The organism is Bergeriella denitrificans NBRC 102155, assembly GCF_001592185.1.
Taxonomy (GTDB): domain Bacteria; phylum Pseudomonadota; class Gammaproteobacteria; order Burkholderiales; family Neisseriaceae; genus Neisseria; species Neisseria denitrificans.
The window spans coordinates 1-2595 of the sequence record NZ_BCWL01000257.1 but is presented as its reverse complement, the minus strand read 5'-3'; the positions used below and the strand labels follow the sequence as shown (position 1 = coordinate 2595).

The following is a 2595-nucleotide window of genomic DNA, read 5'->3' as shown; positions in this document are numbered from 1 at the left end:
GCAGAATTGAACTTCTCCGACTATACCAGCTTAAGAAAACAGAAAGCCGTCTGAAAACGGATTTTCAGACGGCTTTCTGTATTTCGCAGCAAATAAGCGGATACCGGCTGATCAGCGGATCAGCCCGCGTGTCGAACGTTGGAAGAAATCGTTAAACAGCGCCACTTCCGGTGCTTCGGCTGCCAGCTTGCCGATTTCCTGCTTGGCCTCTTCCAGCGTCAGGCCTTTGCGGTAGAGCAGCTTGTAGGCGTTCAATACTGCTTGAATGGCGGGCTTGTCGAAGCCGCGGCGTTTCATGCCTTCGATGTTGATGCCGACGGGGCCGGCGTGGTTGCCCTGCGCCATCACATACGGCGGTACGTCTTGCGCGACGGCGGAGCAGCCGCCGATCATGGCGTGTGCGCCGACGATGCTGAATTGGTGGATGGCCGACATACCGCCGACAATCACGAAGTCATCCAGCTCCACATGGCCGGCCAGCGTGGCGTTGTTGGCCAAAATGCAGCGGTTGCCGACGCGGCAGTCGTGGGCGACGTGGGCGTTAATCATCAGCAGGTTGTCGTCGCCGACGCGGGTAATGCCGCCGCCCTGCTCCGTGCCACGGTGGATGGTGACGTGTTCGCGGATCTGGTTGCGGTTGCCGATAATGGTTTTCGTCGGCTCGCCCTTGTATTTGAGGTCTTGGTTGACCTCGCCGATGCTGGCGAATTGGTAGATGCGGTTGCCCTCGCCGATCTCGGTGATGCCGTTGATAACGACGTGCGGGCCGATTTCGGTATCTGCGCCGATTTTGACATCGGGGCCGATGATGCTGTATGCGCCGACTTTGACGCTTTCATGCAGCTCGGCTTTGGGGTCGATGATGGCGGTGGGGTGAATCTGGGTCATAAAACCTCCTGCTACGGGGGGTTAGGCCGTCTGAAAATGGGGGCTTGTTCTATGAACAAGCGGCAGGCGGGGTGTTGGTGCGCTTAGACAAACCCTGCCCGCCCTACGTTTTACTCCGGCGCAACAATGCGCTTGGCGCACATAATCACGGCTTCTACGGCAACCTGGCCGTCCACTTTGGCAACGGCCTGGAATTTGCCGATGCCGCGTTTAAAGGTCAGCAGTTCGACTTCGTAAGTCAGCTGGTCGCCGGGGATAACTTGGCGTTTGAAGCGGGCATCGTCGATACCGGCGAAGAAGAAAAATTCGTTTTCTTCGCGGCCGCCGTTGCTCAAAATCGCCAAGGTGCCGCAGGCCTGCGCCATGCCTTCGATAATCAGCACGCCGGGCATAATCGGCAAATCGGGGAAGTGCCCTTGGAACTGCGGCTCGTTCATGCTGACGTTTTTGATGGCGGTCAGGCTTTTCATCGATTCAAACGCGGTAATGCGGTCAATCAGCAAAAACGGGAAACGGTGGGGAATCAGGTTGTGGATGTCTTTGGCTTCAATCGGTAATTTGAATTCCATGTGGTTCGTTCCTTTGGGTTTGTCCGGGTAGGCGGCTGGTTTAGCCGTCTGAAAACGGGTTGCGCGGCAGGCTTACGCCTGCTCCTGCCCGCCTGCTGCGCCGAGCTGCTTTTCCAGCTGCTTGATGCGCTTGTTCATTTCGCTCAAATGGCGGATATGCACGGCGTTTTTCGCCCATTCTTTATGGGTTTGCATCGGGTAGAGGCTGGCGATGTGCTGGCCGCTTTCTTTGATGCTGTGGGTAATGCAGGTGCCGCCGCCGATATTGGTTTTGTCGGCGATTTCGATGTGGCCGACCGTGCCCACGCCGCCGCCGATGATGCAGTAGCTGCCGATGGTGGTGCTGCCGGAGATACCGGCTTGGGCGGCGATAACGGTGTGTTCGCCGATTTTACAGTTGTGGCCGATCTGCACCTGGTTGTCGATTTTGGTGCCTTTGCCGATTAAGGTGTCGCTCATGGCGCCGCGGTCGATATTGCTGTTCGAGCCGATTTCCACATCATCGCCGAGGGTTACGCCGCCGGTTTGCGGGATTTTGAACCACGATGCGCCGGCAAACGCCAGGCCGAAGCCGTCTGCGCCGATGACCGCGCCGCTGTGGATTTCCACGCGCTGGCCGAGGGTGCAGCCGTAATAGACGACGGCATTGGGGTGCAGCACCACTTCGTCGCCCAATTTGCAGTCATGTTCCACAACCGCGCCGGCGAGAATGCGGCAGCCTTCGCCGAGCACGGTGCGGGCGCCGATATAGGCGTGTGCGCCGATTTCGCAGCTGGCGGGCACAACGGCCGACGGCTCGACAACGGCAGTCGGGTGCACGCCGCCTGCGGCTTTGACGATGGGGGAAAACAAGCGCGCGACTTTGGCGAAATAGAGATACGGGTCGGCGGTGATAATCAGATTGCGCCCGGTAAATTCGCCGGCGGCTTTTTCGGACACAATCACTGCGCCGGCGCGGCTTTCGTGTACTTCGGATTTGTATTTGGGATTGGCCAGGAAGCTGATGTGGCCGCCCTCTGCCTGGGCAAGCGGGCGCACGGCTTCAACGGCGATGTCTTCGCCCTGCCATTGTCCGCCGAGTTCAGCGGTGATTTGGGATAAGGTGTAGGAGGTCATGTAGGTGCTTTCAGGCCGTCTG

At 58.7% G+C, this 2595-nt stretch carries 3 protein-coding genes; all 3 read right to left on the bottom strand.

Annotation, left to right across the window (positions count from 1 at the left end; genetic code table 11):
- Positions 1-111: 111 nt before the first annotated feature.
- A complete protein-coding gene (gene lpxA / locus BDE01S_RS09915) occupies positions 112-888 on the bottom strand; it encodes an acyl-ACP--UDP-N-acetylglucosamine O-acyltransferase (RefSeq protein WP_066081017.1) in 777 nt (258 codons plus the stop codon).
- A 110-nt stretch (positions 889-998) separates the two neighbouring features.
- Positions 999-1457, bottom strand: a complete 459-nt coding sequence (fabZ, locus tag BDE01S_RS09910) for a 3-hydroxyacyl-ACP dehydratase FabZ (protein ID WP_066081014.1) — start codon at positions 1455-1457, stop codon at positions 999-1001.
- A 72-nt stretch (positions 1458-1529) separates the two neighbouring features.
- Positions 1530-2573, bottom strand: coding sequence for a UDP-3-O-(3-hydroxymyristoyl)glucosamine N-acyltransferase (lpxD, locus tag BDE01S_RS09905; protein WP_066081009.1), 1044 nt, complete (start codon positions 2571-2573; stop codon positions 1530-1532).
- Between the last annotated feature and the right edge of the window lie 22 nt (positions 2574-2595).

Coding starts and splice junctions, on each gene's coding strand:
- lpxA (WP_066081017.1), bottom strand. CDS start 888: ATGACCCAGATTCACCCCACCGCCATCATCGACCCCAAAGCCGAGCTG.
- fabZ (WP_066081014.1), bottom strand. CDS start 1,457: ATGGAATTCAAATTACCGATTGAAGCCAAAGACATCCACAACCTGATT.
- lpxD (WP_066081009.1), bottom strand. CDS start 2,573: ATGACCTCCTACACCTTATCCCAAATCACCGCTGAACTCGGCGGACAA.